The sequence below is a fragment of the Martinezella sp. CNPSo 3957 genome, assembly GCF_057784395.1.
In genome coordinates, this window is sequence record NZ_JBXSOU010000016.1 from 64,208 (window position 1) to 79,567 (window position 15,360).

Genomic DNA, 15,360 nt, shown 5'->3' on the forward strand with positions numbered 1-15,360 from the left:
AATTGATTCATCTGGAGGAGATTTTTTCGTGCGTTTATTGTTTCCTTTGCTCATCATGGCAGGCTGTGTCATGAGCGCCCCTGTCTTTGCCCTTGATGCACCGGCCTCGCCGCCAGCCGCCCAGCCCCTGAAAAACTTCGTGACCTCTGTCGAGAAGGATGGCTCGATCACCTTCCGCCTTTATGCTCCGGGTGCAAAAGCAGTTTCCGTCACCTTGGGCTCGCGCGATCCCATCGCCATGCAACGCGGCGACGACGGCACATGGAGTGCGAAGACGGAGGTGCTGAAGTCGGATCTCTACGAATATTACTTCAACATCGACGGTTTCCGCAGCATCGATCCCGGCACCAATGCGCCCAAGCCGCAGCGACAGGTCAATACCAGCCTGATCCTGGTGCCCGGCAGCATTCTCGATATCCGCAACGTGCCCCATGGCGACCTGCGGCTGGTGACCCTGCATTCCAAGGCGCTCGATTCGGAACGGCAGATGTATGTCTACACACCGCCCGGCTACACCGATTCCTCCAAGCCGCTGCCCGTGCTCTACCTCTATCACGGCTTCGGCGATACTGTGGGATCTTGGGTCCTCCAGGGCCGCGCACCGCAGATCCTCGACAACCTCCTTGCTGACAAGAAGATCGAGCCGATGATCGTCGTCATTCCGGATACGGAAACCGACGTGCCGAACGCGATCGCCGAGAATTTCCCCGCCGCCGATCGTCGCGCGAATTTCTATCCAGCGAACGCCGAGGCGGCAGATCGCGAACTGACCGAAGACCTTATCCCGTACATCAAGAAGCATTATCGGGTGCGGAACGAGGCGAGCGGCCGCGCCGTGGCCGGCCTGTCTCAGGGCGGCTATCAGGCTCTCGTATCCGGTCTTTCACATCTGGATACCTTCGGCTGGGTCGCCACCTTCAGCGGTGTCAGCACGACGACCGTTCCGAACAAGACCGTCGATGCCGTGCTGAACGAACCGGAGAAGATCAACAAGGCCTTGCACAACTTCACGGTAACGGTCGGAAGCAAGGACCAGGTCGTCGGCAAGGATGTCGCGGGCTTGAAGGCGACGCTCGACGACAAGAAGATCAAGCACGAATACCACCAATATCCGGATCTCCAGCATGAAATGGATGTCTGGCGGCCGTCGCTCGTGGCCTTCCTGCAAGAAGTCTTCAAGAAATAAATGGGGCAGCGAGGGCGGCGGAACTATTCCGCCGCTTCCGCCCGCGTTTGCTCTGCGTCACCCCGGCGCAGGATCATGCGATGGGCGGCCAGCACCGCACCTCCAGTCACGAGCAGGCAGGCAAGCGCTATGCCCCAACTCGGCTCGGCAAAACCGAACAGCGTCAGGATCAGCGTCGAGAGCAGCGGTGCGGCATAGCTTGCCGCGCCGAGGATCTGGATATCGCCGTTCTTGACGCCGAAGTCCCAGGCATAGAAGGCGGCCCCGACCGGGAAAAGGCCAAGACCGAGCACGGCGATCCACTGGGCCGGGTTCTCCGGCCAGATGGTTTCCTCCAGCCCCAGATGGCAAAAGAAGGAAAGGATCGAGGTCGCAAGGCAAAATATGGTGACCACATCGGTGGAAACGGCCTCGAAACGACGCGTGATCAGCGAATAACCGGACCAGGTGAAGGCGCAAAGAAATGCCGCGCCATAGCCGACAGCATAGGCGCCTTCGAAATGAAAGCCGTTGCGGCCAACAATCAAGATCGTGCCCGCAAGCCCCATCAGCGCGCCGACGATATGATACCAGCGCAGCCGCTCTCCCGGCAGCAGCGCCGAGCCGACCACGATCAGCAGCGGCCAGAGGTAGGCGATCAGCCCAGCCTCCACCGCAGGCGCGTGGCGCAATGCGGTGAAATAGAGAAAATGATAGCCGAACAGGCCGGCAATGCCTGTGATCCAGACCTGGGCGGGCTGGCGTAGAAGCTGCAAACGCTCCGGCCGTAGCAACAGCACGACGATGCCGGGAATACTGCCGATGGCAAAGCAGATGGCGAGCAGCTGAAAGGGCTGCATCTTGCCGGAGGCCACCGTCAAAAGCGCCAGGAACGACCACATCACAATGGCCGAAAAGCCCGTCAATGTCGCACGAAATTTCATCCCAGCCCCTAGCCCGTTGCTGCGGACGTCCCCTGCCCGCGAAATACCCAGCAATTTTCGTGGAATTGCGTAGAAACAACGACGGGAAGCGTCAAGCGTTCTGTGAAACAGTGGCGCGTCTAGCTGCCGTATTTTACGGCCGTGATCGTCACCGTTCCGTATTGCGTCGGGATACGGACGTACACAGGAGCGTAGACATTCATGGTATCCGCCTTGGCGAACCAGATCTCCATATCGTCGCTCTTGGCAAGATAGAGATAGTCCTTGCGCGTGCTCTTATAGCCGCTCTTCGGTGTGAAGCGCACGCCGCAGGCGATGGTCTTGCCCTTGAAACCTTCCGTCGAAAAGGGGTGGGATCCCTTCGGCGACAGCTTCAGATCCATCCGCATCTCGCCATCGAAGACGGCCAGCGTCTGATTGCAGAGATTGAGGCTGGGCGTAATCGGAAAGATCATACCCGATATAGGGTCGAGCACGGATTTCAGGTCGTTCCCCGTGACCGGGACCCAGGTGTCCGGCCGTTTCGGTTCGGGTGTGATCGTGTTCGACGTCACGTTGCCGTTGGTATAGGCAACGTCATAGGTGCGCTCCCTCTTGCCGCTCTTGTAGAAGAGCGTGTAATGAGTCGCCTGCAGCTTGCTGTCGTCGACGACGCCGGTCACGTCGGTCTTCGCATCGATAGAGGTAACGAGATCCGCAAGGCCCGCAGAGGTGATATCGCCGCGGATAGTAAACTGCTTTCCGGTAACTTCGGTCTTGAAATCCGCCCTGGCGATCGGCAGGCCGGCCAGCGAAACGCGATACCGCGTTTCATGCCGCAGCACATCGGCCATTGCCAGCGACGGCATCGACGCAACGATCGCTGAAATGAGAAGCCACTTCCGAATTTGAACCATGATCAAGGCCTTCAACGAGGATCAGGCAAGTTATATAGTTGCTTTGCTCGCCTGCTGCGAGCGTCAGACAACAGCAGCTTTTTGACGGAATTGCGGGAAAACACAAGGTTTGGCTTGACGCGGCCAGCCTCTCTGACTATAGAACCGCAACTTTCCAATTATGGCCTGTTGGATTGCGCGTCGGGTTTTGCCCGGCATGTCTATTCGATGGCCGAGAAAAACAAAAGTAGGTGTACCATGTCCCGCATGTGCGAATTGACCGGCAAGGCCGTCCTCGTGGGCAACAACGTTAGCCACGCCAACAACAAGACCAAGCGTCGGTTCCTGCCGAACCTCTGCCAGGTCACGCTGATCTCCGACGTTCTCGGCCAGCGCTACCGTCTGCGCGTTTCCGCTGCAGCGCTGCGTTCGGTCGAGCATCGCGGTGGTCTGGACGCTTTCCTTATCAAGGCAAGCGAAAACGAACTCAGCATGCGCGCTCGCCTGCTGCGTCGCCAGATCGTCAAGAAGTCCGCTGAAGCTGCCGTTGCTGCCTAAGCAGCACTAGCACTTCGCGATTTCATACCGGCTAAGAGGCTTGCACGGATCATCTCCGGACAAGCCTTTTTCCATGTCCGGTTTCTTTCAACTGGTGGCATCTCCCAGGATAAAAAAATGCTGACGATACGTCATACCCTTGTCTACGTTCTGCTGATGACGCTTGTCGTCGTCGCTTCCAACATCCTTGTGCAGTATCCGCTGCAGGCGACGCTCGCCGGCATCAATCTCGCGGATATCCTCACCTGGGGAGCCTTCACCTATCCGGTCGCCTTCCTCATCACCGATCTGACCAACCGCCAGTTCGGCCCGAAGGCCGCGCGCAAGGTCGTCTTTGCCGGCTTCGTCGTTGGTGTCGCCCTGTCGTTTTACACGGCACAGCCGCGCATCGCGATCGCCTCCGGATCGGCCTATCTCGCCGGTCAGCTTCTCGATATCTCGGTCTTCAACCGCCTGCGCCGCCTGGCCTGGTGGCGCGCGCCGCTGTTCGGCTCGCTCATCGGCTCGATGCTGGACACGCTGATCTTCTTCTCCTTCGCTTTCGCGCCCTTCTTCGTCTTCTTCGGGCCAAACGATCCCTTCGCGATCGAATGGGCACCGATCCTTGGCGCGTTCTCCACCTCGGCACCGCGCTGGATTTCCTGGGCGATCGGCGATTTCTCGGTCAAGGTGACCGTCGGCCTCGTCATGCTGCTGCCCTACGGCGCGCTGATGAACATGTTGAAGCCGATGCCTCAGGCTCCGACGGCTTGACGGCCAAATGATCCGCCGCGCGACTCAATGTGACGCGCGGCACCATTTCCCGACAAAGAAGGATGGCAGCAGCCGAGAATCAGACCGCTCGCCACTCTCAATTCTGGCTGACGATATTGTCGTCATGCAGCTTGAACTCCAGCATCAAGCTGCGTTGCAGAATGGAATGATTGTCGTCCGAGACCATGACGAGATGCAGGGAGCCGTCGGCTGCCCGGAAGACATCCAGCCCTTCCATATTGTCGATCTGATCTCCGGGCCCTGCCTCGAAGATCACCTCGCCATCTACGACCGCACCTGGCTTGATATTCGCACCGGCGATGCGGCGGATACGCACGCCGAGACCATGGATCAGCCCGAAGCGCCGCTCCAGCAGCAATAGATCCCCATCGGGCAGAAAGACGCCGTCGCTGACATTGAAGCCGCCATGGCGCCGGACGGTGAAGCAGCCATTCAACGACCCGTCCAGAATTGCGGCGAGTAGGTTGCCTTGATCGTCCAGGCTGTCTTCGGCAACGATCACCGCACTGCCGGCAAGCGGGCTCGACTGAGGCGCGATCATCAGTGCCTCGAGGCTGCGATTGGAACGCAGCTCTGATCTCGGGATGGGAATGGGCATTGTGCCATCGGGCGGGGAAATTTCAAAACCCGGATCGGGATAGGCATCGACACGGTGATATTGTTCATAGCTGACAAGGACGTGATTGCCGCGCAGCGCCAAGCCTTCGGCATCCATATCTCCTTTGCCGGCATCCGTGCCGCCATGACGGTCGATCATCGGAGTAATGCGGGCGTCGCTGACACCCTTCAGCCGGCCCTCCTTGTCGCGCTCAATGGCGCCGGTCAACCAGTGGCCGGTATCCAGCACGGAAACGAAATGCCGCTGATCGGGACGGAAGCGAATAGCGGAGATGGCGCCGAGAAGCACATTGTCCGAGCTGAGTTCAAGGCCACCGACAAATTCCAGCGCGCCGAACCGTGTTTCATTCGAACCGGGGTGAAAGGTGGAAATCACGGTCGCGCGGATATCTGCCGGGCCACCTTTCTCGCCATTATCGCCGGGGCTGCAGCCGGCAAGCAGCATTGCGAAAACTGCCGCCAATAGGACCGTCTTCGGCCGGCGCAGATCAAGGCCGAAGGAAACAGTCCCTTCCGGCAGAAAAGGCACCGGCCGCAAGGCCGATGCCAAGGGAAACCTGAGCGGGCTCAGCTGGCGCGGCGCATGCGCGAGCGCGGCATGCTCGTCTGATCCTCGAACAGCGAGGCAAGCTGCTCCGTCATGGCGCCAGCAAGCTCGTCGGCATCGACGATGGTAACGGCGCGGCGATAGTAGCGCGTCACATCATGGCCGATACCGATGGCCAGCAGTTCCACCGGCGAGCGCGTCTCGATCTGGTCGATCACGGCGCGCAAATGCCGCTCCAGATAATTGCCCGGATTGACCGACAGCGTGGAATCATCGACCGGCGCACCGTCCGAGATCATCATCAGGATGCGGCGCTGTTCGCGGCGACCGAGCAGGCGGTTATGCGCCCAGATCAGAGCCTCGCCGTCGATATTCTCCTTGAGCAGGCCTTCGCGCATCATCAGGCCAAGATTGCTGCGAGACCGCCTATAGGGCTCGTCGGCGGACTTGTAGATGATGTGGCGCAGGTCGTTCAGACGGCCCGGCGTCTGCGGCTTGCCGCTAGCGAGCCACTTCTCGCGCGCCTGTCCACCCTTCCAGGCCTTGGTGGTGAAGCCGAGGATCTCGACCTTCACGCCGCAGCGCTCGAGCGTGCGGGCCAGGATGTCGGCGCAGGAGGCGGCAACCGTGATCGGACGGCCGCGCATCGAGCCGGAATTGTCGATCAGCAGCGTCACGACCGTATCGCGGAACTGCGTGTCGCGCTCCATCTTGAAGGACAGCGCCTGCGTCGGGTCGATGATCAGGCGTGGCAGGCGGGCTGGATCAAGATAGCCCTCTTCCAGATCGAAGTCCCAGGAGCGGTTCTGCTGCGCCATCAGGCGACGCTGCAGACGGTTAGCGAGCCGGCCAACGGCGCCCTGCAGATGCGCAAGCTGCTTGTCGAGGAAGGCACGCAAACGCTCAAGCTCGGCCACATCGCACAGCTCCTGTGCGGTCGTGGTCTCGTCGAACTCCTCCGTATAGACGTGATAGTCAACCTTCTCGTTGAAATCGGCGAAGGGCGTGTTCGGGCGGCGGGTTTCGCCCGGCGTTTCCGAATCTTCCTCGCCTTCTTCGCTCATGTCATCGTCGGAAATCTCGCCACCGTCTTCGGTCGCGCCGTCTTCCATCTGCTCGTCGGAAGCTTCGCTATCCTCAGCCGGCGCGGCATCGGAGCCTTCGTCTTCCTTGACGTCGTCGTTATCCTGGTCTTCGCCGTTCGGCTTGTCCTCTTCGCTCGGCTGCTCTTCGCTGTCGGGCTCGGATTGCTCGTCGCCATATTCCTCGGCCATTTCCATGGCCGTCAGAATGTTGCGGACGACACGGGCAAAGCTTTGCTGGTCGTTGATCGACGACAACAGGTTCTCGAGCTGACCGCCGGTCTTTTCTTCGATGAAGGGGCGCCAAAGGTCGAGCACCTTGCCGGCGCTTTCCGGCGGTTTCTGACCGGTCAGCTTCTCGCGCACAATCATCGCCATGGCCTCACCGATCGGCGCATCCTCGCGCCGTTCGATGCCGGAAAAATTCGCCTTGGCGTATTTTTCCGTATTCATGGAATTGAGGTTGGCGGCAACGCCGCTCATGCGCAACGAGCCGATCGATTCGACACGCGCCTGCTCGACGGCATCGAAGATGCTGCGAGCATCGGCACCCTGGGGCGACATCACGGCGTGGACACGGGCATCATGACAGGCAAGCCGCAGGGCCATCGAATCACCGAGGCCGCGTGTCACCGCCAGCTCATGCGCCGTCGGCCGTTTTGAAAGTTCCGGCAGGCGAATGCGCTCGCCGGTCATTCCCGGGCGTTCGTTGGCAAAGGCCACCTCGACCTCGGCATCGCCGGCGATCGAACGGACACAGCCGGTGATCGCCCGGCGCAACGGCTCCATGTCCACCGGTGCACCCGGCTTCGCTTTGGAATTATCTCCGCGACCTGACATGATGTATCGGCTTTTCCCTAAAGCAATTCCAGGAAAAATGCATAGCAGTTTTCTATCCGGAATTGCGTCAAAACAAAAAGATAGAACGTTTTCGCGATTCGAAGAAAAGCGGAAATGTTCTAGGCTTCGAGCACGATGTTGGCGGCACTTTCCTTCAGCTCGACGCCAAAAGCGCGCTGATAGTGCTCGGCGACCAGCGGCCGCTCCAGCTCGTCACACTTGTTGAGGAAGGTGACGCGGAAGGCAAAGGCGACGTCGCCGAAGATTTCCGCATTTTCGGCCCAGGTGATGACGGTACGCGGGCTCATGACGGTCGACAGATCGCCGTTCATGAAGGCCGCACGCGTCAGATCGGCAACGCGAACCATCTTGGAGACAGTGTCGCGACCCTTGTCGTTGCGGAAGGACTTCACCTTCGCCAGCACGATATCGACTTCATTGTTATGCGGCAGGTAGTTCAGCGTCGTCACGATCGACCAGCGGTCCATCTGTGCCTGGTTGATCTGCTGCGTGCCGTGATAGAGGCCAGTCGTGTCGCCGAGACCGATGGTGTTGGCCGTTGCGAACAGGCGGAAGGCCGGGTGAGGACGGATGACGCGGCTCTGGTCGAGCAGCGTCAGGCGGCCCGAGGATTCCAGCACGCGCTGAATGACGAACATCACGTCCGGACGGCCGGCATCATATTCGTCGAAGACGAGCGCGACATTGTGCTGATAGGCCCAGGGCAGGATGCCGTCCTTGAATTCGGTGACCTGCAGGCCATCCTTGACGACGATGGCATCCTTGCCGACGAGGTCGATACGGCTGACATGGCTGTCGAGGTTGATACGCACGCACGGCCAGTTGAGGCGCGCAGCGACCTGCTCGATGTGGGAGGACTTGCCGGTACCGTGATAGCCCGAGATCATCACGCGGCGGTTATGAGCAAAGCCCGCGAGAATGGCGAGCGTGGTCTCGCGGTCGAAGAGGTAGTCCGTATCCAGATCGGGTACGTAGGCGCCGCCCTGGCTGTAGGCCGGAACGCGGATGTCGGAATCAATGCCGAAGACTTCACGGACCGAAACGGTGGTATCGGGGATCTCGGAAATATCAAGGTCAATCTTGCTCATCATGTCTCCAGGGCGGGTGGCTCTCACCCTGCCATATCAAACTCAGCCGATTTTTCCGAAACGCCGCAGCTTGTTGCCCGCATCCGTTCGGTCGGAACAGCGGCGATACTTCTCCGGGACTAAAGCAAAATCTCGGCGCGATATATGATCGCTTGCGAGCATCCTTGAACAGAGTCCCCGGACAAGAAACGCCGCGTCCGGAAAGTTGACCGAGGTGCAGCCAGCCAAATGCGCACCCTGCCGCGGTTGCCCGCAGCTTCAGCCGATTTGGACCATACCTGATTGAAGGCGGAGAGCAAGGACGGGAATTAACAAAAACCGTTCTGTTTCAATAATTGATAGGCCTGAATGACCGCGCGAAAACGCTCTTCCGAGCCGCGGTCGCCGCCATTGGCATCGGGATGGTGCATTTTCACCAATTCCTTGTAGCGGCGCTTGATTTCCGGGGCCGCGGCATTGGCGTCAAGGCCCATCGTATCGAAGGCCTTCGCCTCCAGCGTTTTCAGCTTGCGCTGCTGCGGGAAACGCGGTCCCCGCCCCTGCCCCTCACCTTCCCTAACGAAGCCGAATGGGTCGCGAACGCGGGAATAGGAGCCGGAGCGGATATCCGATTGAAGCGGACTGTTCTTGGCAGCCTTGTTGACACCGACCGTCCAGGTCGGACGGTGGCCGGTGATGGCTTCCTTCTGATAACGCGCAATCTCGCCATCCGAGAGGCCGGAGAAATAATTGTAGCCCTTGTTGTATTCCTTGACGTGCTCGAAGCAGAACAAAAAGAACTGCCCTTCCGCATTGCGCCCCACCGGGGCGCGATGCGTGCCGTGTTTGTCGCAGCCGTCCCACTGGCACGTCGGCGGCCCCTGTTCGGGTTCCTGCGCGCGCTTGCGGCGGGTGCGAATGCGATCGAAATATTTTGAATCAAGTCTCATGGCGTCCTAATTATGGGGCCTTGGATACCCCACAACAAGAATTGACAAACAGGAATGTTATAGGCTTTGTGGGAGCCTTTTTTCGCAAGCGAGGTCGATGCGGGAATATGGAAACGACACTGCAATCCCGCATTGAGCGGAAGCTCATCGACGCCTTCGCGCCCGAGCGCCTTGCCGTCATCAATGAAAGCCACCTTCATGCGGGCCATCAGCCTGACATGACCGGAACCGGCGAAACCCATATAAGAATTCGAATCGTATCCGCCAAGTTCTCGGGCATGCCGCGTCTTGCGCGCCACAGGGCGATCAATGAATTGCTGAAGCCCGAGCTGGATGCCGGGCTGCATGCGCTGGCGGTGGAGCCCGCCGCTCCAGGAGAGGCGGTCCGTTGGTAGGTTGGCTGCAAGCCGGAATTACTCCGGCTTTGCCTCTTCCGTTTCGGCAGGGCGGATGCGCAGCTTGGTGATGCGGTTCTTTTCCCGCTTCATGACGATGAAGCGCTTGCCATAAAAGGTGAAGGCCTGACGCTCTTCCGGGATGGTCATCGATTCGTGGATGACGAGACCCGCAATCGTCGTCGCCTCCTCGTCGGGCAAGTGCCAGTCGAGCGCGCGGTTCAAGTCGCGAATCGGTACGACGCCGTCAACGACGATCGAGCCGTCGGCCTCCTGTCGCACGCCCTGGATATCGAGGTCGTGCTCATCGGCGATATCGCCGACGATCTCCTCCAGAATGTCTTCCAGGGTGACGATGCCCTGCACCTCGCCATATTCGTCGACGACGACGGCGAAATGCTGCTTGCGGCGCAGGAAGGCGTTGAGCTGGTCTTCGAGGTTGGTACTGTCGGGCACGAACCAGGGCTTTTGCGCGATCTTGACGATATCGAGATTTTCCGGCTCGACATTGCGCTCCGCCAAGGCTCGCAGCAGGTCCTTGGCATGCACGACGCCGATGATGTTGTCGATCGTGCCGCGCCAGAGCGGCATGCGCGTATAGGGACTGTCAAGGATCGCGCGCACTACCACCTCGGGCGGGTCATCGGCATTGATGGCTCGCATCGCCGTGCGGTGCACCATGATGTCGGACAGTTCCAGCTCGCCGAGATCGAGGACGCCGCCCAGGCGATCGCGGTCGGCTTTGACGACCGAACCCTCGCGGTGGAGCAGATCGACGGCACCGCGCAGCTCCTCGTGCGCCGACAGCATCGACACCTCCTTGGAGAGGTTGATGCCGAACAGGCCAAGGATCCAGCGCACGATGGCGTTGACGAAACTCGATACGGGGCCGACGATCGCGACAAACAGCCGCACCGGCGCTGCCACATTGAGCGCAAAGCGATCCGGAGTCGAAATCGCCCAGCTCTTCGGCAGGACTTCAGCGAAGATGACGAGGATGACGGTCATGGCTGCCGTTGCCAGCGCCACGCCCGAATTGCCGAACAGACCGAGGAAAACGCTGGTCGCCAGCGAAGACGCCAAGATATTCGCGAGATTGTTGCCGATGAGCAAGGTGCCGATCAGCCGATCCCGACGCTCGATGAGGTGGCGCACGATACCGGCGCTTTCATCACCGTTGGCCTCCAGCGTATGAATGCGGGTGCGCGAGACGGCGGTGAGTGCCGTCTCCGAACCGGAAAAAAACGCCGACACCAACACGAGCACGATGATCGAGATGATCTCGGGCCAATATTCGAGCAATACAGCCAGCGTGCCCTCGACGGTCATTAGGGATGTTTTTCCTTCAGGAAACTCAGGACTTCGGAAGACGGCACATCGTCGGCAACGAAGGACTGGCCGATACCACGCGTAAGGATGAAGGTAAGCTTGCCACTCTTGACCTTCTTGTCCTGCGCGATCGCATCCATCAGCACTTCGGCCGGCGGCAGCTCGCTCGGAATATCGCCCATCCGCGTCGGCAGGCCCACGGCCCTCAGATGCGTCTCGACGCGCTTGGCATCATCCGGGCTTGCCAGATTGAGGCGCGCGGAAAATTCATGTGCCAGCACCATGCCGATCGCAACACCCTCGCCATGCACCAGCCGGCGGCTGTCATAGGCGGTTGCCGCTTCGAGCGCATGGCCGAAGGTGTGGCCGAGATTGAGCAAGGCACGCGCCCCGTTTTCACGTTCGTCCGCAACGACGACATCGGACTTTGCCTGGCAGCTTGCAGCGATAGCCTCGATGCGGGCCGCGCCACCGGCAAAAACATCCTTCCAGTTGGCCTCGAGCCAGGCGAAGAAATCCGGCTTGTCGATCAAGCCGTATTTGGCGACTTCGGCATAGCCGGCGCGGAATTCGCGCTCGCTTAGCGTATTCAGCACATCGGTATCGGCCAGCACGAGGTCGGGCTGATGGAAGACGCCGACGAGGTTCTTGCCGTGATGAGTGTTGATGCCGGTCTTGCCGCCGACGGACGAATCCACCTGCGACAGCAGCGATGTCGGCACTTGAACGAAACGGACGCCGCGGCGCACGATGCCGGCGGCAAAGCCCGAGAGATCGCCGATGACGCCACCGCCAAGCGCGATCACCGCATCATTGCGCTCCACACGCGCAGTGAGCACCGCGTCGCAAACGGTGATCAGGTGCTCGAAACTCTTGGTCTTCTCGCCGGCCGGCAAAACGAGGCTGGAAGCCTGGATGCCTGCAGCTTCCAGGCTGGCGACCAACGCACCGAGATAAAGCGGCGCCACATTTTCATCGGTGATGATGGCGGCCTTGCGGCCTTTCAGCCGCGCGGCAATCTCTTGGCCCGCACGCGCGATCAGGCCGGGACCGATCAGGATGTCATAGGCACGTTCACCGAGAGGCACGCGCACAAGACGCTCTGCGGAAGCCGGTGTCATCGCATTCATGGCATTTTGCTTTCTGTTTTCTTTCCCTCGGCGATGGCAGCAAGGACTTCCCTGACCATGATATCCTTGTTTACGTCGCGGGAGAGAACCGTGATATCGGCTTCCGCATAGATCGGATAGCGCGCATTCATCAGGTTCTCGAGGGTCTGTTTCGGATTCTCGGTCTTGAGCAGAGGGCGCGTATCGCGCTTGTTCACCCGATCCCAGAGCACATCGAGATCGGCCTTCAGCCAGACGGAAAGGCTGCCGCGCTTGACATGCAGCCGCGTGCTTTCGTTGATGAACGCACCGCCGCCCGTCGAGACGACGCGCGGGCCGCCCTTGAGCAGCCGCTTGATGACGCGCGTCTCCAACGCTCGGAACTCTTGTTCGCCGTAAGCGGCGAACAGTTCGGCGATCGTCATGCGCGACACGCGCTCGATTTCGGCATCCGTATCGACGAAGGGGAGGCCGAGCTGCTGCGCAACGGGCCGGCCAATCGAGGATTTTCCTGCTCCCATCAATCCTATAAAGACAAGATTGCGCTGACCCAGCGCTGCGCGCGCCTTGTCTCTCAAGCTCTCGGCAAGGGTCAGGACTTGTTCACTCATCGGCCCATTCACAATTTCTTTGGAAACGGTATCGTCAAATGCGCCGGTAGCGTCAAGACGCCGCTGCCGTAAACATGTCTGCAATATCCTTCGGCTAACTCTTGAAGGAATATAATTATAGCGCATCGCCGCGCCACTGAACGGCGAAGGAGAGTTTTCGAATGCCCACCCTGTTTCGCTTCCTTGTCATCTGCGCGGTCATCGCCGGATCGATATATGGAGCGATGTGGGCTCTCGTGCTCTTCGTCGATCCCCAGCCGCGCGATGTGACGATCCGCATTGCCCCCGAGCGCCTCAATCCACCGACGACGGGCGCGCTGAAACCATGAGCGCGCCAGCTGAGAATGTACGAGCGAGCAAAAGGGATCTGGGGCGAGTGCATCTGGAAGCCTTTCTGGAGATGATGAGCGCCGAGCGGGGTGCTGCCGTCAACACGCTGCAATCCTACGAGCGCGATCTCGACGATCTCCATTCATTTCTTTCCGGGCAGGGCGTCCGCTTGACGGAGGCAAGCCCCGGTGATCTGGCCGCCTATCTTTCCAACCTGTCGAGCCAGGGCTTCAAGCCATCCTCCCAGGCACGCCGCCTCTCCGCCATGCGGCAGTTCTACAAGTTCCTCTATGCCGAAGGTCTGCGCACGGACGATCCCACCGGAATTCTCGATGCGCCGAAGAAAGGCCGCGCCCTTCCGAAGACGATGGGCGTCGATGAGGTGACGAAGCTTCTGACCCAGGCGGAGCGGGAAGCGGCGGTCGAAGGGCCCGATCAGCTGCAGCGCCTGCGCATGCTGGTGCTTCTGGAAATGCTTTACGCCACCGGCATGCGCGTCAGCGAGCTCGTCTCCCTGCCGGCGAAAGTCCTGGATCAGGAAGGACGCTTCCTGATGATCCGCGGCAAAGGCAACAAGGAGCGGCTGGTGCCGCTATCGCAGACTGCCATTTCGGCCATGAAGGCATATGGGCGTCTGCAGGCCGCCATTTCAGCCAACGCCAAGCAGCCGCTACCGGAAAGCCCTTGGCTTTTCCCCGCGGCGTCCAAGCAGGGGTATCTGCCGCGGCAGGTCTTTGCACGCGATCTCAAGGATCTTGCCATCCGGGCCGGCCTGACGCCTTCGATAATCTCGCCGCATGTGATGCGCCATGCCTTCGCGAGCCATCTTCTCGCCAACGGCGCAGACCTGCGCGTGGTGCAGGAACTTCTCGGTCATTCGGACATTTCGACGACACAAATCTACACACATGTGCTGGAAGAACGCCTTCATCAGCTGGTCCAAACGCATCACCCCCTTGCCAAACAGGCAAAAAAACAGGATTAGGACCGGCATACAGGCTCAAGCCGCCATCTCTCGTCACGGGCAAAAGGATCGGAAACGCACCTCATGCACAATTATCTGGACTTCGAAAAACCCATCTCGGATCTCGAAGGCAAGATTCACGAGCTCAAGAAACTGGCGAGCGAAGACGAAAGCATCGATACGTCCGAAGAAGTCGGACGGCTTGAAGGCCGCGTCCGCGAGGCGATGGTCGACATCTATTCCAAGCTTAACGCTTGGCAGAAGACACAGGTCGCCCGCCACCCGCAGCGCCCGCATTTCGTCGACTATGCCAGTACGCTGTTTACGGAATTCACGCCGCTGGCCGGCGATCGCCAATTTTCCGAGGATGCCGCCATCCAAGCAGGTTTTGCCCGCTTCCGCGGTCAGCCGGTCGCCCTCATCGGCCAGGAAAAAGGCAACGACACCAAGAGCCGTCTGAAGCATAATTTCGGCAGCGCCCGGCCGGAAGGTTACCGCAAGGCGATCCGTATCCTCGAAATGGCCGACCGCTTCCAGTTGCCCGTCATCACCCTGGTCGACACGGCCGGCGCTTATCCGGGCGTCGGGGCGGAAGAACGCGGCCAAGCCGAAGCGATTGCGCGCTCGACCGAGATGTGTCTTGGCGTGAAGGTGCCGATCGTCTCCATCGTGATCGGTGAAGGCGGTTCGGGCGGCGCCATCGCGATTGCCGTCGGCAACCGCGTCTATATGCTCGAACACTCGATCTACAGCGTGATTTCGCCGGAAGGTGCGGCCTCGATCCTCTGGCGCGATTCAACGCGCGCCAAGGAAGCCGCCACCAACATGAAGATAACCGCCGATGATCTGAAAAGTCTCGGCGTGATCGACGGCATCATCTCCGAGCCCGTCGGCGGCGCGCATCGCGATCCGAACGCGGTGATAAGCGCGGCCGGCGAGACGATTGCGAACGCGCTTGCAGAGCTTTCCAGCCGTTCAGGTGAACAATTGCGCAACGACCGCCGCCAGAAATTCCTCAACATCGGCCGCAATCTCTAAGCTCTTTTCGGAAAAAGTGATCGCGAAAAACGGGAATGAGGCCAAACCTTGGCCACATTTCCGTTATCGAAGCTATTTATGGCAAAGAAAAGCTTGCCGACGCGCTGCGGGCACGTCATAGGCTGGTAAGGAATTTTCAAGTA

16 protein-coding genes are annotated in these 15,360 nt (G+C 60.0%); 7 read left to right on the plus strand and 9 right to left on the minus strand.

What is annotated here, in order from left to right; genetic code table 11:
• Positions 1-28 precede the first annotated feature (28 nt).
• Complete coding sequence (locus AC13QE_RS27210) at positions 29-1,186, plus strand: esterase (RefSeq protein ID WP_488486060.1); 1,158 nt, start codon at positions 29-31, stop codon at positions 1,184-1,186.
• 23 nt (positions 1,187-1,209) lie between these two features.
• Here the strand turns inward: AC13QE_RS27210 and yddG are convergent, their stop codons facing one another.
• A complete protein-coding gene (yddG, locus tag AC13QE_RS27215) occupies positions 1,210-2,109 on the minus strand; it encodes an aromatic amino acid exporter YddG (protein ID WP_488486061.1) in 900 nt (299 codons plus the stop codon).
• A 119-nt stretch (positions 2,110-2,228) separates the two neighbouring features.
• Complete coding sequence (locus AC13QE_RS27220; protein WP_488486062.1) at positions 2,229-3,005, minus strand: DUF3108 domain-containing protein; 777 nt, start codon at positions 3,003-3,005, stop codon at positions 2,229-2,231.
• Between the two features lie 237 nt (positions 3,006-3,242).
• Between AC13QE_RS27220 and rpmB the strand changes: the two genes are divergently transcribed.
• Positions 3,243-3,542: a 50S ribosomal protein L28 gene (gene rpmB, locus AC13QE_RS27225; RefSeq protein ID WP_004107717.1), complete on the plus strand. Its 300-nt coding sequence runs from the start codon at positions 3,243-3,245 to the stop codon at positions 3,540-3,542.
• Positions 3,543-3,659: 117 nt separating this feature from the next.
• A complete protein-coding gene (locus AC13QE_RS27230) occupies positions 3,660-4,295 on the plus strand; it encodes a queuosine precursor transporter (protein WP_488486063.1) in 636 nt (211 codons plus the stop codon).
• A gap of 97 nt (positions 4,296-4,392) precedes the next feature.
• Here AC13QE_RS27230 and AC13QE_RS27235 read toward each other — a convergent pair whose 3' ends face one another.
• The 4 genes from AC13QE_RS27235 to AC13QE_RS27250 form a co-directional block, all read right to left on the minus strand.
• A complete protein-coding gene (locus tag AC13QE_RS27235; protein ID WP_488486102.1) occupies positions 4,393-5,379 on the minus strand; it encodes an esterase-like activity of phytase family protein in 987 nt (328 codons plus the stop codon).
• 122 nt (positions 5,380-5,501) lie between these two features.
• Positions 5,502-7,403, minus strand: coding sequence for a cobaltochelatase subunit CobT (gene cobT, locus AC13QE_RS27240; protein WP_183874577.1), 1,902 nt, complete (start codon positions 7,401-7,403; stop codon positions 5,502-5,504).
• A 119-nt stretch (positions 7,404-7,522) separates the two neighbouring features.
• The gene (gene cobS, locus AC13QE_RS27245) at positions 7,523-8,512 is read right to left on the minus strand and encodes a cobaltochelatase subunit CobS (RefSeq protein ID WP_015341341.1); all 990 of its coding nucleotides are present in this window, start codon (positions 8,510-8,512) and stop codon (positions 7,523-7,525) included.
• Between the two features lie 308 nt (positions 8,513-8,820).
• Positions 8,821-9,441, minus strand: a complete 621-nt coding sequence (locus tag AC13QE_RS27250; protein ID WP_015341342.1) for a J domain-containing protein — start codon at positions 9,439-9,441, stop codon at positions 8,821-8,823.
• Positions 9,442-9,548: 107 nt separating this feature from the next.
• Between AC13QE_RS27250 and AC13QE_RS27255 the strand changes: the two genes are divergently transcribed.
• Positions 9,549-9,836: a BolA family protein gene (locus AC13QE_RS27255; protein WP_112421194.1), complete on the plus strand. Its 288-nt coding sequence runs from the start codon at positions 9,549-9,551 to the stop codon at positions 9,834-9,836.
• An 18-nt stretch (positions 9,837-9,854) separates the two neighbouring features.
• On the opposite strand, the gene AC13QE_RS27260 is transcribed toward AC13QE_RS27255, so the two are convergent.
• From AC13QE_RS27260 to AC13QE_RS27270, 3 genes are read right to left on the minus strand one after another with little or no spacing between them, the layout of a single operon-like run.
• Complete coding sequence (locus AC13QE_RS27260; RefSeq protein WP_015341344.1) at positions 9,855-11,165, minus strand: HlyC/CorC family transporter; 1,311 nt, start codon at positions 11,163-11,165, stop codon at positions 9,855-9,857.
• On the minus strand, positions 11,165-12,295 hold the full coding sequence (gene aroB, locus AC13QE_RS27265) for a 3-dehydroquinate synthase (RefSeq protein ID WP_488486064.1): 1,131 nt from the start codon (positions 12,293-12,295) through the stop codon (positions 11,165-11,167). Before aroB ends, AC13QE_RS27260 begins: the two co-directional genes overlap by 1 nt.
• Positions 12,292-12,885: a shikimate kinase gene (locus tag AC13QE_RS27270; RefSeq protein WP_132720671.1), complete on the minus strand. Its 594-nt coding sequence runs from the start codon at positions 12,883-12,885 to the stop codon at positions 12,292-12,294. The genes aroB and AC13QE_RS27270 overlap by 4 nt, the downstream gene beginning before the upstream one ends.
• A gap of 161 nt (positions 12,886-13,046) precedes the next feature.
• Here AC13QE_RS27270 and AC13QE_RS27275 point away from each other — a divergent pair, with 161 nt between their 5' ends.
• From AC13QE_RS27275 to AC13QE_RS27285, 3 genes are all read left to right on the plus strand, one after another.
• Positions 13,047-13,214: a hypothetical protein gene (locus tag AC13QE_RS27275; RefSeq protein WP_015341347.1), complete on the plus strand. Its 168-nt coding sequence runs from the start codon at positions 13,047-13,049 to the stop codon at positions 13,212-13,214.
• Positions 13,211-14,200, plus strand: a complete 990-nt coding sequence (xerD, locus tag AC13QE_RS27280; RefSeq protein ID WP_488486065.1) for a site-specific tyrosine recombinase XerD — start codon at positions 13,211-13,213, stop codon at positions 14,198-14,200. Before AC13QE_RS27275 ends, xerD begins: the two co-directional genes overlap by 4 nt.
• A gap of 63 nt (positions 14,201-14,263) precedes the next feature.
• Positions 14,264-15,217 (plus strand): acetyl-CoA carboxylase carboxyltransferase subunit alpha, encoded by a 954-nt coding sequence (locus AC13QE_RS27285; RefSeq protein WP_132720669.1) that lies wholly within the window; start codon positions 14,264-14,266, stop codon positions 15,215-15,217.
• Positions 15,218-15,360: the final 143 nt, after the last annotated feature.